17 protein-coding genes are annotated in these 18,183 nt (G+C 71.7%); 15 read left to right on the top strand and 2 right to left on the bottom strand.

Going from position 1 to position 18,183, the window contains the following annotated elements; translation table 11 throughout:
* Positions 1-60: 60 nt before the first annotated feature.
* Complete coding sequence (locus ACIGA3_RS06685) at positions 61-1,002, bottom strand: cation diffusion facilitator family transporter (RefSeq protein ID WP_399711223.1); 942 nt, start codon at positions 1,000-1,002, stop codon at positions 61-63.
* Positions 1,003-1,164: 162 nt separating this feature from the next.
* Positions 1,165-2,136: a UDP-glucose 4-epimerase GalE gene (gene galE, locus ACIGA3_RS06680; RefSeq protein ID WP_399711221.1), complete on the bottom strand. Its 972-nt coding sequence runs from the start codon at positions 2,134-2,136 to the stop codon at positions 1,165-1,167.
* A gap of 282 nt (positions 2,137-2,418) precedes the next feature.
* On the opposite strand from galE, the gene ACIGA3_RS06675 reads away from it, so the two are divergent.
* The 15 genes from ACIGA3_RS06675 to hpnH all read left to right on the top strand — a co-directional run bounded on the left by ACIGA3_RS06675 (position 2,419) and on the right by hpnH (position 18,183).
* Positions 2,419-4,230 (top strand): DUF5941 domain-containing protein, encoded by a 1,812-nt coding sequence (locus ACIGA3_RS06675; RefSeq protein WP_399711219.1) that lies wholly within the window; start codon positions 2,419-2,421, stop codon positions 4,228-4,230.
* Entirely contained in the window at positions 4,227-4,979 is a 753-nt protein-coding gene (locus tag ACIGA3_RS06670; protein WP_399711217.1) for a sugar phosphate nucleotidyltransferase, read from the top strand. Before ACIGA3_RS06675 ends, ACIGA3_RS06670 begins: the two co-directional genes overlap by 4 nt.
* Positions 4,967-6,028 carry an iron-containing alcohol dehydrogenase family protein gene (locus ACIGA3_RS06665; RefSeq protein WP_399711215.1) on the top strand — a complete coding sequence of 354 codons (1,062 nt, stop codon included), beginning with the start codon at positions 4,967-4,969 and terminating at the stop codon, positions 6,026-6,028. Before ACIGA3_RS06670 ends, ACIGA3_RS06665 begins: the two co-directional genes overlap by 13 nt.
* On the top strand, positions 6,006-6,785 hold the full coding sequence (locus ACIGA3_RS06660) for a CDP-alcohol phosphatidyltransferase family protein (RefSeq protein WP_399711213.1): 780 nt from the start codon (positions 6,006-6,008) through the stop codon (positions 6,783-6,785). The genes ACIGA3_RS06665 and ACIGA3_RS06660 overlap by 23 nt, the downstream gene beginning before the upstream one ends.
* A 5-nt stretch (positions 6,786-6,790) precedes the next feature.
* Positions 6,791-7,663: a glycosyltransferase family 2 protein gene (locus ACIGA3_RS06655; RefSeq protein ID WP_399711212.1), complete on the top strand. Its 873-nt coding sequence runs from the start codon at positions 6,791-6,793 to the stop codon at positions 7,661-7,663.
* A 76-nt stretch (positions 7,664-7,739) separates the two neighbouring features.
* Positions 7,740-8,669, top strand: coding sequence for an ABC transporter permease (locus ACIGA3_RS06650; RefSeq protein ID WP_399711210.1), 930 nt, complete (start codon positions 7,740-7,742; stop codon positions 8,667-8,669).
* Entirely contained in the window at positions 8,662-9,444 is a 783-nt protein-coding gene (locus ACIGA3_RS06645; protein ID WP_399711208.1) for an ABC transporter ATP-binding protein, read from the top strand. Before ACIGA3_RS06650 ends, ACIGA3_RS06645 begins: the two co-directional genes overlap by 8 nt.
* Positions 9,445-9,804: 360 nt before the next feature.
* On the top strand, positions 9,805-10,710 hold the full coding sequence (hpnC, locus tag ACIGA3_RS06640; RefSeq protein ID WP_399711206.1) for a squalene synthase HpnC: 906 nt from the start codon (positions 9,805-9,807) through the stop codon (positions 10,708-10,710).
* Entirely contained in the window at positions 10,707-11,657 is a 951-nt protein-coding gene (gene hpnD, locus ACIGA3_RS06635) for a presqualene diphosphate synthase HpnD (protein WP_399711204.1), read from the top strand. Before hpnC ends, hpnD begins: the two co-directional genes overlap by 4 nt.
* Complete coding sequence (locus tag ACIGA3_RS06630; protein ID WP_399711202.1) at positions 11,657-11,800, top strand: DUF6380 family protein; 144 nt, start codon at positions 11,657-11,659, stop codon at positions 11,798-11,800. The genes hpnD and ACIGA3_RS06630 overlap by 1 nt, the downstream gene beginning before the upstream one ends.
* The gene (gene hpnE / locus ACIGA3_RS06625; protein WP_399711200.1) at positions 11,797-13,233 is read left to right on the top strand and encodes a hydroxysqualene dehydroxylase HpnE; all 1,437 of its coding nucleotides are present in this window, start codon (positions 11,797-11,799) and stop codon (positions 13,231-13,233) included. The genes ACIGA3_RS06630 and hpnE overlap by 4 nt, the downstream gene beginning before the upstream one ends.
* Entirely contained in the window at positions 13,233-14,366 is a 1,134-nt protein-coding gene (locus tag ACIGA3_RS06620) for a polyprenyl synthetase family protein (RefSeq protein WP_399712453.1), read from the top strand. Before hpnE ends, ACIGA3_RS06620 begins: the two co-directional genes overlap by 1 nt.
* A 116-nt stretch (positions 14,367-14,482) precedes the next feature.
* Positions 14,483-16,513: a squalene--hopene cyclase gene (shc, locus tag ACIGA3_RS06615; protein WP_399711198.1), complete on the top strand. Its 2,031-nt coding sequence runs from the start codon at positions 14,483-14,485 to the stop codon at positions 16,511-16,513.
* Positions 16,514-17,155 (top strand): 1-hydroxy-2-methyl-2-butenyl 4-diphosphate reductase, encoded by a 642-nt coding sequence (locus tag ACIGA3_RS06610; RefSeq protein WP_399711196.1) that lies wholly within the window; start codon positions 16,514-16,516, stop codon positions 17,153-17,155.
* 5 nt (positions 17,156-17,160) lie between these two features.
* The gene (gene hpnH, locus ACIGA3_RS06605; RefSeq protein WP_399711194.1) at positions 17,161-18,183 is read left to right on the top strand and encodes an adenosyl-hopene transferase HpnH; all 1,023 of its coding nucleotides are present in this window, start codon (positions 17,161-17,163) and stop codon (positions 18,181-18,183) included.

Raw genomic sequence — 18,183 nt, 5'->3', positions numbered from 1 at the left:
CGGCACGTCCGCATGTCCTGAACCCGTACGAGTCACCCGTTCCGGACCACTACGTGTTCCTCAATGACAGAGCCGCGCCTCGTGCTCCGCGTGCCCGCTCGGCTCCAGCTGGAAGGTGCAGTGCTCCACGTCGAAGTGGTCGCCCAGGCAGCCCTGCAACTCGTGCAGCATCTTCTCGTGCCCGATGGCGTTCAGTACGTCCGTGTCCACCACCACATGCGCGGAGAGCACCGGCAGACCCGAGGTGATCGTCCACGCGTGCAGATCATGTACGTCCTCCACACCGTCCAGCGCCAGGATGTGTGTCCGTACCTCACTCATGTCGACGTCCTTGGGTGCCGCCTCCAGCAGCACGTCCAGCGTCTCGCGCAGCAGCCGCAGCGTCCTCGGTACGATCATCAGCCCGATGACCAGCGAGGCGATCGGGTCGGCGGCCTGCCAGCCGGTGGCCAGGATCACGGCCGCCGAGATGATCACCGCCACCGAGCCCAGCGCGTCCGCGGCGACCTCCAGGAAGGCGCCGCGCACGTTCAGGCTCTCCTTCTGCCCACGCATCAGCAGCAGGAGCGAGACGGAGTTCGCCACCAGGCCGATCGCACCGAACACGACCATCAGCCCGCCATGGGTCTCGGCCGGCCGCAGGAACCGCTCCACCGCCTCGACCAGCACATAGCCGCCCACGCCGAGCAGCAGCACACAGTTGGCGAGCGCCGCCAGGATCTCGGCGCGGGCGAAGCCGAAGGTGCGGTTGGTGCTGGGCGGCCGGGCCGCGAAGTGGATCGCCAGCAGCGCCATGACGAGGCCCACCGCGTCGGTCGCCATGTGGGCGGCGTCCGCGATCAGGGCCAGGGAGTCCGCGACGAGACCGCCGACGATCTCGACCACCATGATCGTGAGCGTGATGCCCAGTGCCGCGCGCAGCCTGCCCCGGTACGCGGCCGCGGCCGTACCCGTGGACGGCACATGGCTGTGCGCATGCCCGTGATCGTGCCCTGCCCCCATCGGAAAGACCGCCCTTCAGCGCCACGCGCCGGCTCGCGAAACGAACGCACCGGCTCACAGTCAACTACGGTCGGCTGCCACTGGGCAACGCGGCACTGAACACCGTTGTCATGTGCTCTGACCTGCGGAAACGATGCGCAGGTCAGAGCGGTACGACACCTCTCACAGGCCGTGGTGGCGCTGCCATCCCTCCCAGGCGGAGGCGACCATCTCCGGCACCCCGAGCCGCGCCCGCCAGCCCAGCTCGGCCGCCGCCCGCTCGGCGGAGGCGACCGCGCGCGGCGCGTCCCCCGGCCGCCGGTCCTCCACCACCGGCGCCCGCCGGTCCCCGGTGACCTCACCGATCACCGTGATCAGCTCCCGCACCGAGACACCCTCGCCCCGGCCGATGTTCAGCGTCAGATCGCCGGTCACCGAGCCGTCGGCCAGCCGCCGGGCCGCCGCGAGATGGGCCTCGGCGAGATCGGTCACATGGATGTAGTCGCGGACGCAGGTGCCGTCCGGCGTCGGATAGTCGGCACCGAAGATCCGGGGCGCCTCGTCACGGGTCAGCCGGTCGAAGACCATCGGGACGATGTTGAACACCCCGGTGTCCGCCAGCTCGGGCGCGGCCGCGCCCGCCACGTTGAAGTAGCGCAGGCACACCGTCGAGATGCCGTGCGCCTGCCCGGCCGCCCGGACCAGCCACTCACCGGCCAGCTTGGTCTCGCCGTACGGGTTCACCGGGGCGCACGGGGTGTCCTCGGTGATGAGGTCCACGTCCGGGTTGCCGTACACGGCCGCCGAGGAGGAGAAGACCAGCCGCCGTACGCCCGCGTCCGCGATCGCGTCCAGCAGGGTCGCCAGACCGCCGATGTTCTCCCGGTAGTAGCGGACGGGCTCCGCCACCGACTCCCCGACCTGCTTGCGCGCCGCGAGATGCACCACACCGGTCACCCCGTGCTCGGCGAACACCCGCTTCAGCAGGTCCCCGTCCAGCGTCGAGCCCTCGACCAGGGGCACGCCCTCGGGCAGTCGCTCGGGCACCGCCCCCGACAGGTCGTCCAGGACGACCACGTTCTCTCCGGCGTCGTTCATGGCTCGCGCCACGTGCGCCCCGATGTATCCGGCTCCGCCGGTGATCAGCCACGTCATGCCCGCAGACCCTACGCCGTTGCCGCCCGGTGTCCCCGATGCCCCGATTCCGTGCCGCTCGCCGGGGCGCGGTTTGTGGGGCGGCCCCCGCATCCCCGATGATGACCGCGGCACAGGCCGGGTGCGGCTCCCGGTGGACCGGGCCTTAACGCCCGGTGAACGTCCACCGCGGCCCATCCGATAGCCTCTGCCGACATGCCGCCCCGGCGAGCCGCAGGCGAGGGGCGCCCCCATCACGCAGCAGACCGGCGCCGACGCGCCGGACCCAGGGAGTGAATTCGGTTGCCGACCGCCATCGTCACCGGTCAGCCGGTCCCCGGATCGTCACTCGAAGGCGATCTGCGGTCCCTCGGCTTCGATGTGCGCATGGCCGCCGACACCGCCGAGGCCCGGAACCTGATCGCGGCCGCCCCCGAGGACGGGCGCGTGGCCCTGGTCGACGCCCGCTTCGTCGGCCACCCGCACGCCCTGCGTCTCGGCCTGACCGACCCCCGCTTCCCGCTCGCCGCCGTCCCCGGTGCCGTCACCGCCCAGGGCAGCGCCCGGCAGACGCTGGACCGGGCCCTGGACGGGCAGGGCGAGACGCAGAACGAGACCAGCGGCGGTACGGCGGTCGCCCTCGACAGCCTGCCCGACCGCCTGGTCACCGCGCTCGACGCCGACGGCACCCCGGTGCACCGCCCCGAGCTGGGCAGCCTGGTCGCCGCCGTACCCGCCGACCCGCAGGCCCGCAACGAGGCCCGGCAGGCCGTCCTCGCCGTCGACGAGGAGGACGTCCGCCTGAAGTCGGCCGTGAAGTCCCGCGACGGCTTCTTCACCACCTTCTGTATCAGCCCCTACTCGCGCTACCTCGCGCGCTGGTGCGCCCGCCGGGGCTTCACCCCGAACCAGATCACCACCGCCTCGCTACTCACCGCGCTCATAGCGGCGGCCTGCGCGGCCACCGGCACCCGCCCCGGCTTCATCGCGGCCGGCCTCCTGCTGATCGCCTCCTTCGTACTGGACTGCACCGACGGCCAGGTGGCCCGCTACTCGCTCCAGTACTCCACGCTCGGCGCCTGGCTGGACGCCACCTTCGACCGGGCCAAGGAGTACGCCTACTACGCGGGACTCGCCCTCGGCGCGGCCCGCGGCGGCGACGACGTATGGGCCCTCGCGCTCGGCGCGATGATCCTCCAGACCTGCCGGCACGTCGTGGACTTCTCCTTCAACGAGGCCAACCACGACGCCACCGCCAACACCAGCCCCACCGCCGCCCTCTCCGACAAGCTGGACAGCGTCGGCTGGACCGTCTGGGTCCGCCGGATGATCGTCCTGCCCATCGGCGAACGCTGGGCCATGATCGCCGTCCTCACCGCGGTCACCACCCCCCGCATCACCTTCTACGTGCTGCTCGTCGGCTGCGCCCTCGCCGCCACGTACACCACGGCCGGGCGCGTACTGCGCTCCCTGACCCGCAAGGCCCGCCGCACCGACCGTGCCGCCCGCGCGCTCGCCGACCTCGCGGACTCCGGCCCGCTCGCCGGCGTCCTGGGCCGGGTGTTCAAGCGGGGCCTGCCGGGCCTCGCCGTCCCGGCCGTCGCCCTCCTCGGCGGGGCCGCCGTGGTCGCCTGCTCGGCGCTGACCGGCTTCGGGGGCTGGCTGCCCGTCGTGGGCGCGGTGGTCTACGTCCTCACCTCGGCGCTCGCCGTGGCCCGCCCGCTCAAGGGCTCGCTGGACTGGCTCGTCCCGCCGTTCTTCCGCGCCGCCGAGTACGGCACGGTGCTCGCGCTGGCCGCCCGCGCCGACGTCCAGGGCGCCCTTCCGGCGGCGTTCGGGCTGGTCGCGGCGGTCGCCTACCATCACTACGACACGGTGTACCGCATCCGCGGCGACGCCGGAGCGCCGCCGGCCTGGCTGGTGCGCGCCATCGGGGGGCAGGAGGGGCGCACGCTGCTCGTCACCGTGCTTGCCGCGCTGCTCAACCCCTCCCAGTTCACTGTCGCGCTCACGGTCATCGCCGTGTGCGTCGCTCTGCTGGTGCTCGTCGAGAGCATCCGCTTCTGGGTGTCCGCAGGGGCGCCCGCCGTCCATGACGAAGGAGAAACCGCATGATCGGCCTTGTGCTGGCGGCCGGCGCCGGACGGCGTCTGCGCCCCTACACCGACACGCTGCCCAAGGCTCTGGTGCCGGTGGGCCCGGAGGGCGACGAGGAGTCGCTGACGGTGCTGGACCTGACGCTGGGGAACTTCGCGGAGGTCGGGCTGACCGAGGTCGGTGTGATCGTCGGCTACCGCAAGGAGGCCGTGTACGAGCGCCGGGCCGCTCTTGAGGCCAAGTACGGCGTCAAGATCACGCTGATCGACAACGACAAGGCCGAGGAGTGGAACAACGCCTACTCCCTGTGGTGCGGTCGCGATGCGCTGAAGGACGGCGTGATCCTCGCCAACGGTGACACCGTGCACCCGGTCTCCGTCGAGAAGACGCTCCTCGCGGCCCGTGGTGAGGGCAAGAAGATCATCCTCGCGCTGGACACGGTGAAGTCCCTGGCGGACGAGGAGATGAAGGTCGTCGTGGACCCCGAGAAGGGCGTCCAGAAGATCACCAAGCTGATGGACCCGGCCGAGGCGACCGGTGAGTACATCGGCGTCACGCTGATCGAGGGCGACGCCGCCGAGGAGCTGGCCGACGCCCTGCGTACGACGTTCGAGCGTGACCCGCAGCTGTACTACGAGGACGGTTACCAGGAGCTGGTCAACCGCGGCTTCAAGATCGACGTGCAGCCCATCGGTGACGTCTCCTGGGTCGAGATCGACAACCACGACGACCTCGCACGGGGACGGGAGATCGCGTGCCAGTACTGACGAGGCTCATTCCCTCGCCGGTCGTCGTGGACATCCGTCCGGGTGCCCTCGCCGACCTGGCCACCGTGCTCGCCGACGAACGCATCTCGCACTCCGGCCGCCTGGCCATCGCGGTCAGCGGCGGCTCCGGTGCCCGGCTGCGGGAGCGGGTCGCGCCGCAGCTGCCGGGTGCCACCTGGTACGAGGTCGGCGGCGGCACGCTGGACGACGCCGTACGGCTCGCCGACGACATCCGCGCCGGTCACTTCGACGCGCTCGTCGGCCTCGGCGGCGGCAAGATCATCGACTGCGCCAAGTACGCCGCCGCGCGGGTCGGCCTGCCCCTGGTCGCCGTGCCGACGAACCTCGCGCACGACGGCCTGTGCTCGCCGGTCGCCACCCTCGACAACGACGCGGGCCGGGGCTCCTACGGGGTGCCCAACCCGATCGCCGTCCTGATCGACCTCGACGTCATCCGGGCCGCCCCGGCGCGCTTCGTGCGCGCGGGCATCGGCGACGCGGTGTCCAACGTCTCCGCCATCGCGGACTGGGAGCTGGCCAACCGGGTCAACGGCGAGAAGATCGACGGTCTCGCCGCCGCCATGGCCCGCCAGGCCGGCGAGGCGGTGCTCAGGCACCCCGGCGGGATCGAGGACAACGACTTCCTCCAGGTCCTCGCCGAGGCGCTGGTGCTGTCCGGCATCGCCATGTCGGTGTCCGGTGACTCGCGGCCGTCCTCGGGCGCCTGCCACGAGATCAACCACGCCTTCGACCTGCTCTTCCCCAAGCGCGCCGCCAGCCACGGCGAGCAGTGCGGCCTCGGTGCCGCCTTCGCCATGTACCTGCGCGGGGCGCACGAGGAGTCGGCGCACATGGCCGACGTGCTGCGCCGCCACGGGCTGCCCGTGCTGCCCGAGGACATCGGCTTCACCGTGGACGAGTTCGTCCGCGTCGTGGAGTTCGCGCCGGAGACCCGGCCGGGCCGCTACACGATCCTCGAACACCTCGACCTCAAGACTGACCAGATCAAGGACATCTACGCCGACTATGTCAAGGCCATCGGTAGCTGAACTCCGCCCGGTCGTCCACCCCGCGGGGGTGAAGGACCGGCGCAGCGGTGAGCACTGGGCGGGACGCCTCTACATGCGCGAGGTGTCCCTGCGCATCGACCGCTACCTGGTGAACACCAGGATCACGCCCAACCAGCTCACGTACCTGATGACCGTCTGCGGTGTGCTCGCGGCCCCGGCCCTGCTGGTGCCGGGGATCACGGGCGCGGTGCTCGGCATCGTCGCCACCCAGCTGTATCTGCTGCTGGACTGCGTGGACGGCGAGATCGCCCGCTGGCGGAAGCAGTACTCGCTGGGCGGGGTCTACCTCGACCGGGTGGGCGCCTACCTCACCGACGCCGCCGTCCTGGTCGGCCTCGGGCTGCGCGCCGCCGACCTGTTCGGCAGCGGCCGTATCGACTGGCTGTGGGCGTTCCTCGGCACCCTGGCCGCCCTCGGCGCGATCCTCATCAAGGCGGAGACCGACCTCGTCGGGGTCGCCCGGCACCAGACCGGGCTGCCGCCGGTCAAGGAGGCGGCGTCCGAGCCGCGTTCCTCCGGCATGGCGCTGGCCCGGCGGGCCGCCGCCGCGCTCAAGTTCCACCGGCTGATCCTCGGCATCGAGGCGTCGCTGCTGATCCTGGTGCTCGCCATCGTGGACCAGGTGCGCGGCGACCTGTTCTTCACCCGGCTCGGCACCGCCGTGCTGGCCGGTATCGCCCTGCTGCAGACCCTGCTGCACCTGGTGTCCATTCTCGTGTCCAGCAGGCTGAGGTGAACGGCATGAAGGTCGGCGCGGTCATCATCACCATGGGCAACCGGCCCGAGGAGCTGCGGGCGCTCATCGACTCCGTCGCCAAGCAGGACGGCGAGAAGGTCGCGGTGGTCGTCGTCGGCAACGGCTCACCCGTGCCCGACGTGCCCGAGGGCGTGCGCACCGTCGAGCTGCCCGAGAACCTCGGCATCCCCGGCGGCCGCAACGTCGGCATCGAGGCGTTCGGCCCCGGCGGCGGCGACGTCGACATCCTGCTCTTCCTGGACGACGACGGCCTGCTCGCCCGGCAGGACACCGCCGAGCTGTGCCGGGCCGCGTTCGCCGCGGACCCGGAGCTGGGCATCATCAGCTTCCGCATCGCGGACCCCGAGACCGGTGAGACCCAGCGCCGGCACGTGCCCCGGCTGCGCGCCTCGGACCCGATGCGCTCCTCGCGCGTCACCACCTTCCTCGGCGGCGCCAACGCCGTCCGTACGAAGGTGCTCGGCGAGGTCGGCGGGCTGCCGGACGAGTTCTTCTACGCCCATGAGGAGACCGACCTCGCCTGGCGTGCGCTGGACGCGGGCTGGATGATCGACTACCGGTCGGACATGGTGCTGTACCACCCGACGACCGCCCCCTCGCGGCACGCGGTGTACCACCGCATGGTGGCCCGCAACCGCGTCTGGCTGGCCCGCCGCAACCTTCCCGTGCCGCTCGTCCCGGTCTACCTTGGCGTCTGGCTGCTGCTCACGCTGGCCCGCCGCCCCTCCGGACCGGCGCTGAAGGCGTGGTTCGGCGGCTTCAAGGAGGGCTGGGCCACTCCCTGCGGTCCCCGCCGCCCGATGCGCTGGCGTACGGTGTGGCGGCTGACCCGGCTGGGCCGTCCCCCGGTGATCTGAGAAGCTCGACGGTGCGGGGCACGCGGCCCGGCGCACGCGAAACAGACGACGCACTCGAAGACGAAAGTTTCCACCTGTGAGTGAGAGAACCCATGACGGCGGTGTCGCGGTGACCGCGCCTCCGTCGCCCGACGAGGGACTGCCGGCGGCAGATCTCGCCGCCAAGTACGGGCTCGCGGTGAGCGGTGCCCGCCCCTCGCTCGTCGAGTACGTACAGCAGCTGTGGAGCCGCCGCCACTTCATCCTCGCCTTCTCCCAGGCGAAGCTGACGGCCCAGTACAGCCAGGCCAAGCTGGGCCAGCTGTGGCAGGTGGCCACCCCGCTGCTGAACGCGGCCGTGTACTACGCGATCTTCGGCCTGATCCTCAAGGCCAGCCGGGGCATGTCGCACGACACGTACGTGCCGTTCCTGGTCACCGGCGTGTTCGTGTTCACCTTCACGCAGAGCTCGCTGATGTCGGGCGTCCGCGCGATCTCCGGCAACCTCGGCCTGGTGCGGGCCCTGCACTTCCCACGCGCCGCGCTGCCGATCTCGTTCTCGCTCCAGCAGCTCCAGCAGCTGCTGTTCTCCATGATCGTCGTGTTCGTGGTGGCGATCGGGTTCGGCAACTATCCGAGGCTGTCCTGGCTGCTGATCCTCCCGGCGCTGGTGCTCCAGTTCATGTTCAACACCGGGCTCGCGATGATCGTGGCCCGCATGGGCGCCAAGACGCCGGACCTTGCCCAGCTGATGCCGTTCATACTGCGGACCTGGATGTACGCCTCCGGCGTCATGTTCTCCATCAGCAACATGCTGGCGGGCAAGCCGGAGTGGATCGTCCGGGTGCTGCAGGCCAACCCGGCGGCCGTCTACATGGACCTGATGCGTTTCGCGCTGATCGACGACTACGGCGCCTCGAACCTGCCCCCGCACGTGTGGGCCCTCGCCCTGGGCTGGGCCGTGGTCGTCTGCTGCGGCGGCTTCGTGTACTTCTGGAAGGCAGAGGAGCGGTACGGCCGTGGCTGAGCAGAACACCGGCGATCGCCGTCCGACCGTCATCGCGGACGAGCTGCACATCGTCTACCGGGTCAACGGGGCCAAGACCGGCAAGGGCAGCGCCACCTCCGCCCTGAGCCGCATCGTCAAGCGAGGCGGCGAGCAGCGCGGTGTGCGCAAGGTGCACGCGGTGCGCGGGGTGTCCTTCACCGCCTACCGGGGCGAGGCCATCGGCCTGATCGGCTCCAACGGCTCCGGCAAGTCCACCCTGCTGCGGGCCATCGCCGGCCTGCTCCCGGCGGAGAAGGGCAAGGTCTACACCGACGGCCAGCCCTCGCTGCTGGGCGTCAACGCGGCCCTGATGAGCGACCTGACCGGTGAGCGGAACGTCATCCTGGGCGGTCTCGCCATGGGCATGTCCCGTGAGCAGATCAAGGACCGCTACCAGCGGATCGTCGACTTCTCCGGCATCAACGACAAGGGCGACTTCATCACGCTGCCGATGCGGACGTACTCCTCCGGCATGGCGGCCCGCCTGCGGTTCTCCATCGCCGCCGCCAAGGACCACGACGTCCTCATGATCGACGAGGCGCTGGCCACCGGTGACCGCGCCTTCCAGAAGCGCTCCGAGGAACGCATCCGGGAGCTGCGCAAGGAGGCCGGCACGGTCTTCCTGGTGAGCCACAACAACAAGTCCATCCGCGACACCTGCGACCGAGTCCTGTGGCTGGAACGCGGCGAACTCCGCATGGACGGCCCCACCGAAGAGGTCCTCAAGGAGTACGAGAAGTTCACGGGCAAGTAGCCCGCGCTGCGTCAGGGCCCTGCCGGATGTTCCTCCGGCGGGGCCCCGTGTCTGCAAAGGATGCGTCAACTCCGGTGGCGCAGCGGAATCTTGACGTCTGTCGGTGTGTTGTTGTGATGCGCCGGACACCCCGACGGACCATGTCGCGTTGTACAACGTAAGCTGTACCGGTGCCGGAAACCGGCAATCGGGGCGATAATGCGCGACACCCTCCGCCGGGACGCCCCCCGGAGGGTCGGCGGCGTGTCCGAAATAGTGTGTATCGGGTCGGCAGTGTAGAACGGGAGATGTGACGGCAATGGCTACGGAAACTCCCCAGCTCAACGCGAGCCGCGCCGTCCTTGCACCGGGCAGCGCGCAGTGACGGGAACCGACACGGCGACGGCACTGGAACGCGCCACGCTGGACAAGGCCGCGCGCGAGAACTTCCCCGTGGCCCCCTTCTTCCTGCCCCGCGCCTGGCGCACCGACCTCATGGCCGTCTACGGCTTCGCCCGCCTGGTCGACGACATCGGCGACGGCGATCTGGCCCCCGGCGGCGCCGACGCCCGCGTCCTCGGCGTACCCCCGGAGCAGGCCGACGACCGCCTCGCCGTCCTCGACGCCTTCGAGGCCGACCTGCGCCGCGTCTTCGGCGAAGGGCACGAGGGCCCGCACCACCCCCTGCTGCGCCGCCTGACGCCCACCGTGCGCCGCCGCGGCCTCACCCCCGAGCCCTTCCTCGGCCTGATCGCCGCCAACCGCCAGGACCAGCTCGTCACCCGCTACGAGACCTACGACGACCTGCGCGCCTACTGCGAACTCTCCGCCAACCCGGTCGGCCGCCTGGTGCTCGCCGTCACCGGCACCGCGACTCCCGAGCGAATCCGCCGCTCCGACGCCGTGTGCACCGCGCTGCAGATCGTCGAGCACCTCCAGGACGTCGCCGAGGACCTCGGCCGCGACCGCATCTACCTGCCCGCCCAGGACATGAAGCGTTTCCATGTCCAGGAGAGCGACCTCGCCGCGACGAGCGCCGGCGCGTCCGTGCGCGCCCTGGTCGCGTACGAAGCCCAGCGCGCGACGGATCTGCTGAATGAAGGCGCCCCCCTCGTGGGTAGCGTCCACGGCAGGCTGAAGCTGCTGCTCGCGGGATTCGTGGCGGGAGGAAAGGCGGCGGTCCGGGCGATCGCCGCCGCCGATCACGACGTACTTCCCGGCCCGCCCAGACCCAGCAGGCTCCAGCTGCTGCGCGAGGCGGCCACGACCCTGCGAGGAGAGGGGTGATCCGGGCAGTGGAGGCTTCGCAAGCCGTGTCCGCACCGGTACTCGCCGCCTACCGCTACTGCGAGACGGTCACCGGGCAGCAGGCCCGCAACTTCGCCTACGGCATCCGGCTGCTGCCGACGCCCGAGCGCCGTGCCATGTCGGCGCTCTACGCCTTCTCACGGCGCGTCGACGACATCGGCGACGGCGACCTGCCCGGCGACGTCAAGGTGGACCGCCTGGAGGACACCCGGGCGCTGCTCGCCCGCATCCAGGCGGGCGCGGTCGAGGAGGACGACACCGACCCGGTGGCCGTCGCCCTCACCCATGCCGCCCTCGCCTTCCCGATCCCGCTCGGCGGCCTGGACGAGCTGATCGACGGCGTCCAGATGGACCTGCGCGGCGCGACGTACGAGACCTGGGACGACCTCAAGGTCTACTGCCGCTGCGTGGCCGGCGCCATCGGCCGCCTCTCGCTCGGCGTCTTCGGCACCGAACCCGGCGCACACGGCGCCGAGCGCGCCTCCGAGTACGCCGACACCCTCGGCCTCGCCCTCCAGCTCACCAACATCCTGCGGGACGTGCGCGAGGACGCCGAGGGCGGCCGGACCTACCTGCCCGCCGACGACCTGGCCAAGTTCGGCTGCTCGGCCGGTTTCGCCGGACCCACCCCGCCCGAGGGCTCCGACTTCGCGGGCCTGGTCCACTTCGAGGTCCGCCGCGCCCGCGCCCTCTTCGCCGAGGGCTACCGGCTGCTGCCCATGCTGGACCGCCGCAGCGGCGCCTGCGTCGCCGCCATGGCCGGCATCTACCGCCGCCTGCTCGACCGCATCGAGCGCGACCCGGAGGCCGTGCTGCGCGGCCGGGTCTCGCTGCCCGGCCGAGAGAAGGCGTACGTCGCCGTGCGCGGCCTGTCCGGCTTCGACACCCGGCACGTCTCGCGGCACACGCTCAGGAGGCGTGCCTGATGACGGCGGTGGCCAAGGAGGCGGACCCGGCGGCCCGGCCGCGGCGGGCAACCCGCGGGCGCGGCGTGGCGTCCCTGACTGCGACGGCCGAACGTGCACGGTTCAACCAGCACGCGCGGCACGCAGGGAAGGACGCGAGATGAGCGAGGCCCCACGCCCGGCACGGGCGCACGCCGAACCCTTCGCACCGGCCGGCGGCACCGGCCGGGACGCCGTCGTGGTCGGCGGCGGACTCGCCGGGGTCACCGCGGCCCTCGCGCTCGCCGACGCGGGCGTGCGCGTCACCCTGCTCGAAGGCAGGCCGAGGCTCGGCGGACTCGCCTTCTCCTTCCAGCGCGGCGAGCTGACCGTGGACAACGGCCAGCATGTCTACCTGCGCTGCTGCACCGCCTACCGCTGGTTCCTCGACCGGATCGAGGGCACCGCGCTGGCACCGCTCCAGGACCGCCTCGACGTACCCGTGGTCGACCTCGCCAAGCCCGAGGGACGGCGGCTCGGCAGGCTGCGGCGCGACCCGCTGCCCGTCCCCCTGCACCTGGGGCGCAGCCTGGCCGCCTACCCGCACCTCTCGCTCGCCGAGCGCGCTTCCGTCGGGCGGGCCGCGCTCGCGCTCAAGGGGCTCGACCCCACCGACCCGGCGCTGGACGGCCAGGACTTCGGCTCCTGGCTGGCCCGGCACGGCCAGTCCGCGCGCGCCATCGAGGCCCTGTGGGACCTCGTCGGGGTCGCCACCCTCAACGCGGTCGCGGGCGACGCCTCGCTGGGACTCGCCGCGATGGTGTTCAAGACCGGTCTGCTGTCCGAGCCGGGCGCGGCCGACATCGGCTGGGCACACGTCCCGCTGGGCGAACTGCACGACCGGCTGGCCCGCAAGGCGCTCGACTCCGCGGGCGTCCGTACCGAGGTCCGTACACGCGTCACCTCCGTCTCCCAGAACGGGAACGGGCGCTGGAGCGTTCAGATCCCCGGCGAGACGATCGACGCCGACGCCGTCGTCCTCGCCGTACCCCAGCGCGAGACCCACGACCTGCTGCCCGCCGGTGCCCTCGACGACCCCGAGCGGCTGCTGCGCATCGGCACCGCGCCGATCCTCAATGTGCACGTGGTGTACGACCGCCCGGTGCTCGCCCGGCCCTTCTTCGCCGCGCTCGGCACGCCCGTGCAGTGGGTGTTCGACCGCACCGCCGCCTCCGGGCTGCGCGAGGGCCAGTACCTGGCGCTGTCCCAGTCGGCCGCGAGGGACGACATCGACGCCCCCGTCGCCGACCTGCGCGAGCGCTACCTGCCCGAGCTGGAACGGCTGATCCCCGGCACCCGCACCGCGCGGGTACGGGACTTCTTCGTGACTCGCGAGCGCACCGCGACGTTCGCCCCCGCCCCCGGCGTCGGGCGGCTGCGCCCCGGCGCCCGCACCAGGATTCCCGGCCTGTACCTGGCCGGAGCGTGGACCGCCACCGGCTGGCCCGCGACCATGGAGAGCGCGGTCCGCAGCGGCGTGAGCGCGGCCGACGCCGCGCTGGGCGCCCTGGGCCGGCCCCGCCCCCGCCACCTCTTCCATTTCGAGGAGGCGGCGTGATGCTCGATCAGCACAGCCCGGAGGGGCCCCGCACCCCCGGTACCGCAACAAGAGGAGAGACTGTGCCCACTGTGCCGCCCCCGGCCTCGACAGCCGCCGACGCGGTGGACGTGACCGCACTGCTGGAGCGCGGCCGGACCCTGGCCACCCCGGTCCTGCGCGCTGCCGTCGACCGGCTGGCGCCCCCCATGGACACCGTCGCCGCCTACCACTTCGGCTGGATCGACGCCGCCGGGAAGCCGGCGGCCGGTGACGGCGGCAAGGCCGTACGCCCCGCCCTCGCCGTGCTCTCCGCCGAGGTCGCCGGCGCCGCCCCCGAGGTGGGCGTGCCCGGCGCGGTCGCCGTCGAGCTGGTGCACAACTTCTCGCTGCTGCACGACGACCTGATGGACGGCGACGAGCAGCGCCGCCACCGCGACACCGTCTGGAAGGTGCACGGCCCCGCCCAGGCCATCCTGGTCGGCGACGCCCTGTTCGCCCTCGGCAACGAGGTCCTGCTGGAGCTGGGCACCGTCGAGGCCGGCCGTGCCACCCGCCGCCTGACCACCGCCACCCGCGCCCTGATCGACGGCCAGGCCCAGGACATCTCCTACGAGCACCGCGACCGCGTCAGCGTCGAGGAGTGCCTGGAGATGGAGGGCAACAAGACCGGCGCCCTGCTGGCCTGCGCCTCCTCCATCGGCGCGGTCCTCGGCGGCGCCGACGACGTCACCGCCGACGCGCTGGAGCGCTACGGCTACCACCTCGGCCTCGCCTTCCAGGCCGTCGACGACCTCCTCGGCATCTGGGGCGACCCGGAGTCCACCGGCAAGCAGACCTGGAGCGACCTGCGCCAGCGCAAGAAGTCCCTGCCCGTGGTGGCCGCCCTCGCGGCCGGCGGCCCCGCCTCCGAGCGGCTCGGCGAGATCCTCGCCGCCGACGCCAAGAGCAGCGACTTCGCCGCCTTCTCCGAGGCGGAGTTCGCGGCCCGCGCCGCCCTCATCGAGGAGGCCGGCGGCCGCGAGTGGACGGCGGACGAGGCGCGGCGCCAGCACACCGTCGCCATCGAGGCCCTGCACGCCGTCGACATGCCCGACCGGGTGCGGGCCGCCTTCACGGCGCTCGCCGACTTCGTCGTCGTGAGGAAGAGATGATCACTATCGGCCGAATAATCCTCGCGTAGTCGCCGGCCGGTGTGGCGCGATGAACCACACCGGCCGACGGCGGACCCACAGCAGCACGACTCGAACGACTGCGCAAAGGGGAAGCCATGACAGCGACGACCGACGGAAGCACCGGGGCCACGATCCCGCCCCGCGCTGCCGCGGCCAGCGACACCGACAGCACCAACCCCCTGGCGGCCGGGGTACCCGAGGCCGCCGAACACGCCATACTGCGCGCCACCGAGTTCCTGCTCGCCGGGCAGGACCCCGAGGGCTGGTGGAAGGGCGACCTGGAGACCAACGTCACCATGGACGCCGAGGACCTCCTGCTGCGCCAGTTCCTCGGCATCCGCGACGAGGCGACCACCCGCGCGGCCGCCCTGTTCATCCGGGGTGAGCAGCGCGCGGACGGCGCCTGGGCGACCTTCTACGGCGGCCCCGGCGAGCTGTCCGCCACCGTCGAGGCGTACGTGGCACTGAGACTCGCCGGTGACGCCCCCGACGCCCCCCACATGGCACGCGCCTCGGCCTGGGTGCGCGAACGCGGCGGCATCGCCTCCGCCCGCGTCTTCACCCGGATCTGGCTCGCCCTGTTCGGCTGGTGGAAGTGGGAGGACCTGCCCGAACTCCCCCCGGAACTCATCTGGTTCCCCACCTGGCTGCCGCTCAACATCTACGACTTCGGCTGCTGGGCCCGGCAGACCATCGTGCCGCTGACCATCGTCTCGGCCAAGCGCCCGGTCCGCCCGGCACCCTTCCCGCTCGACGAGCTGCACACCGACCCGGCCAATCCCAACCCGCCCAAGCCGCTCTCCCCGCTGGCCAGTTGGGACGGCGCCTTCGAGCGGCTCGACCGGATGGTGCACCGGCTGCGCAAGGCGGTACCGCCCCGGCTGCGCCGGGCCGCGATGAACTCCGCCGCCCGCTGGATCGTCGAACGCCAGGAGAACGACGGCTGCTGGGGAGGCATCCAGCCCCCGGCCGTGTACTCCGTCATCGCCCTCCATCTGCTCGGCTACGACCTCGAACACCCGGTGATGCGCGCCGGGTTGGAGTCGCTGGACCGGTTCGCCATCTGGCGCGAGGACGGGTCCCGGATGATCGAGGCGTGCCAGTCCCCGGTCTGGGACACCTGCCTCGCCGTCATCGCCCTGGCCGACGCCGGACTCCCCGCCGATCACCCCCAGTTGGTCAAGGCGGCCGACTGGATGCTGGGTGAGGAGATCCGCCGCCCCGGCGACTGGTCCGTCAAGCGTCCCCAACTCCCGCCGGGTGGCTGGGCGTTCGAGTTCCATAACGACAACTACCCCGACATTGACGACACCGCCGAGGTCGCCCTCGCGCTGCGCCGGGTCCGCCACCCCGACCTCGACCGGGTGGACGGGGCGATCGGGCGGGCGGTGCGCTGGAACTTCGGGATGCAGTCGAAGAACGGTGCCTGGGGCGCCTTCGACGTGGACAACACCAGCCCGTTCCCCAACCGGCTGCCGTTCTGCGACTTCGGCGAGGTCATCGACCCGCCGTCCGCCGACGTCACCGCGCACGTCGTGGAGATGCTCGCCGCCGAAGGGCTCGCCCACGACCCGCGCACCCGGCGCGGCATCACCTGGCTGCTCGCCGAACAGGAGGCGGACGGCTCCTGGTTCGGCCGCTGGGGCGTCAACTACGTCTACGGCACCGGCTCGGTGGTCCCCGCCCTGACCGCGGCCGGACTCCCCGTCTCCCACCCCGCGATCCGCCGCGCGGTGCACTGGCTGCAACGGGCCCAGAACGACGACGGCGGCTGGGGCGAGGACCTGCGCTCCTACAAGAACACCAAGGAGTGGAGCGGCCGAGGTGCCTCCACCGCCTCCCAGACCGCCTGGGCGCTGATGGCGCTGCTCGCGGCGGGGGAGCGGGACTCCAAGGCCGTCGAGCGCGGGGTGCGCTGGCTGGCCGAGACCCAGCGGGCGGACGGCTCCTGGGACGAGCCGTACTTCACCGGTACCGGCTTCCCCTGGGACTTCTCGATCAACTACCACCTCTACCGGCAGGTGTTCCCGCTCACCGCCCTCGGCCGGTATCTGCACGGCGACCCCTTCGACAAGGCGCCCCTGGCCGCCCGCAGAGGCCCGCGCGTCGCGGCCGGAGGGAGCTGAATGAGACCCCGGCCCGCCTCGGCACCGCTGCTGATCGTCTGCGCGCTCGGCATCGAGCAGCTCGCCCTGCGCACCGGCGACCGCGGCGGGGCCGGGGGACGGTTCAGCGTCCTGCGCACCGGCATGGGCCCCAGGGCGGCGGAGCGGTCCGTCACCGCGAGGCTCGCCGGTCCGGAGATGGCCGACGCCGCCGTGCTGGCCACCGGCTTCTGCGCCGGGCTGGCACCGGGCATGCACCCTGGCGACCTGGTGGTCGCCGAGGAGACCCGCGACCCGCACGGGACCGTCCCGTGCGTACGTACCGATCTGCTGGTGAAGGAATTGCGGCGCGCCGCCCCCGGCCGCACCGTCCACACCGGCCCCCTGACCGGCTCCGACCATGTGGTCCGGGGCCCGGAACGCGCCGATCTGCTGGCGACCGGCGCGATCGCGGTCGACATGGAGTCGGCGGCCACCCTGCGGAGCGCCGTCGGCGCGGGCGACCGCCCGGTTGCGGCCGTACGGGTGGTCGTGGACGCTCCTGAACATGAACTTGTCCGGATCGGAACGCTACGCGGTGGAATATCAGCCTTCCGCGTTCTTCGTTCCGTTCTTCCCGCTTTCTTCGAATGGCACCGTTCCTTGCCGCTCCCCCGGAGGTGAGTCAGATGGCCATGCCGTTGCGTCAGTCCATCAAGGTCGCTACATACCTGGCCGAACAGAAGATCCGCAGGCGGGACAAGTTTCCGCTGATCGTCGAGCTGGAACCGCTGTTCGCCTGCAATCTGAAGTGCGAGGGCTGCGGGAAGATCCAGCACCCGGCCGGCGTGCTCAAGCAGCGGATGCCGGTCGCCCAGGCCGTGGGCGCGGTGCTGGAGTCCGGCGCGCCGATGGTGTCCATCGCGGGTGGTGAGCCCTTGATGCACCCGCAGATCGACGAGATCGTGCGCCAGCTGGTCGCCAAGCGCAAGTACGTCTTCCTGTGCACCAACGCCATGCTGCTGCGCAAGAAGATGGACAAGTTCACGCCGTCCCCGTACTTCGCGTTCGCGGTCCACATCGACGGGCTGCGCGAGCGGCACGACGAGTCCGTGGCCAAGGAAGGCGTGTTCGACGAGGCCGTGGCGGCGATCAAGGAGGCCAAGCAGCGCGGCTTCCGGGTCACCACCAACTCCACCTTCTTCAACACCGACACCCCGCAGACCATCGTCGAGGTGCTGAACTTCCTCAACGACGACCTCGAGGTGGACGAGATGATGATCTCGCCCGCCTACGCCTACGAGAAGGCGCCCGACCAGGAGCACTTCCTCGGTGTCGAGCAGACCCGCGAGCTGTTCAAGAAGGCGTTCTCCGGCGGCAACCGCAGGCGGTGGCGGCTCAACCACTCCCCGTTGTTCCTCGACTTCCTCGAGGGCAAGGTCGACTTCCCCTGCACCGCCTGGGCCATCCCGAACTACTCCCTGTTCGGCTGGCAGCGCCCCTGCTACCTGATGAGCGACGGCTATGTGCCGACGTACCGCGAGCTGGTCGAGGACACCGACTGGGACAAGTACGGCCGGGGCAAGGACCCGCGCTGCGCGAACTGCATGGCGCACTGCGGCTACGAGCCGACCGCCGTCCTCGCCACCATGGGCTCCCTGAAGGAGTCGCTGCGGGCCATGCGCGAGACCATCTCCGGAAACCGGGAGTGA

This window comes from Streptomyces sp. NPDC085596 (assembly GCF_044541565.1).
GTDB lineage: Bacteria > Actinomycetota > Actinomycetes > Streptomycetales > Streptomycetaceae > Streptomyces.
The sequence above is the reverse complement of the archived record's forward strand: the minus strand, read 5'-3'. Positions and strand labels throughout refer to the sequence as shown.

Coding starts and splice junctions, on each gene's coding strand:
- ACIGA3_RS06670 (WP_399711217.1), top strand. CDS start 4,227: ATGATCGGCCTTGTGCTGGCGGCCGGCGCCGGACGGCGTCTGCGCCCC.
- ACIGA3_RS06655 (WP_399711212.1), top strand. CDS start 6,791: ATGAAGGTCGGCGCGGTCATCATCACCATGGGCAACCGGCCCGAGGAG.
- ACIGA3_RS06630 (WP_399711202.1), top strand. CDS start 11,657: ATGACGGCGGTGGCCAAGGAGGCGGACCCGGCGGCCCGGCCGCGGCGG.
- galE (WP_399711221.1), bottom strand. CDS start 2,136: ATGACGTGGCTGATCACCGGCGGAGCCGGATACATCGGGGCGCACGTG.
- shc (WP_399711198.1), top strand. CDS start 14,483: ATGACAGCGACGACCGACGGAAGCACCGGGGCCACGATCCCGCCCCGC.
- ACIGA3_RS06620 (WP_399712453.1), top strand. CDS start 13,233: ATGCTCGATCAGCACAGCCCGGAGGGGCCCCGCACCCCCGGTACCGCA.
- ACIGA3_RS06610 (WP_399711196.1), top strand. CDS start 16,514: ATGAGACCCCGGCCCGCCTCGGCACCGCTGCTGATCGTCTGCGCGCTC.
- hpnE (WP_399711200.1), top strand. CDS start 11,797: ATGAGCGAGGCCCCACGCCCGGCACGGGCGCACGCCGAACCCTTCGCA.
- ACIGA3_RS06685 (WP_399711223.1), bottom strand. CDS start 1,002: ATGGGGGCAGGGCACGATCACGGGCATGCGCACAGCCATGTGCCGTCC.
- ACIGA3_RS06660 (WP_399711213.1), top strand. CDS start 6,006: ATGTCAAGGCCATCGGTAGCTGAACTCCGCCCGGTCGTCCACCCCGCG.
- hpnH (WP_399711194.1), top strand. CDS start 17,161: ATGGCCATGCCGTTGCGTCAGTCCATCAAGGTCGCTACATACCTGGCC.